The 383-nt window shown below is 53.8% G+C and carries 3 tRNA genes; all 3 read left to right on the forward strand.

Annotated elements, in window-relative coordinates:
- Positions 1-93: 93 nt before the first annotated feature.
- The 3 genes from UFB30_RS16530 to UFB30_RS16540 all read left to right on the forward strand — a co-directional run bounded on the left by UFB30_RS16530 (position 94) and on the right by UFB30_RS16540 (position 383).
- Positions 94-168, forward strand: a tRNA-Gly gene (locus UFB30_RS16530).
- A 27-nt stretch (positions 169-195) separates the two neighbouring features.
- Positions 196-284 (forward strand) — tRNA-Leu (locus tag UFB30_RS16535).
- A 22-nt stretch (positions 285-306) separates the two neighbouring features.
- Positions 307-383: transfer RNA gene (locus tag UFB30_RS16540), tRNA-Arg, on the forward strand.

The raw sequence follows: 383 nt of genomic DNA on the forward strand, positions 1-383 counted from the left end.
TGGAATTGGCAGACACGCTAGACTTAGGATCTAGTGCCGCAAGGCGTGGGGGTTCAAGTCCCTCCACCCGCACCATATTTTTATTTGTACCACGCGGGAGTAGTTCAGTGGTAGAACACCACCTTGCCAAGGTGGGGGTCGCGAGTTCGAATCTCGTCTTCCGCTCCAAAATTACTTATAATGATATCTGCCTTAGCCGGGGTGGCGGAATTGGCAGACGCACAGGACTTAAAATCCTGCGGTGGGTTTCCACCGTGCCGGTTCGAGTCCGGCCCTCGGCACCAATCAGTTTTATAAAGCTTCACTGCGCCCGTAGCTCAATTGGATAGAGCGTTTGACTACGGATCAAAAGGTTAGGGGTTCGACTCCTCTCGGGCGCGCCA

This window comes from Jeotgalibacillus haloalkalitolerans, assembly GCF_034427455.1.
Taxonomy (GTDB): domain Bacteria; phylum Bacillota; class Bacilli; order Bacillales; family Jeotgalibacillaceae; genus Jeotgalibacillus; species Jeotgalibacillus haloalkalitolerans.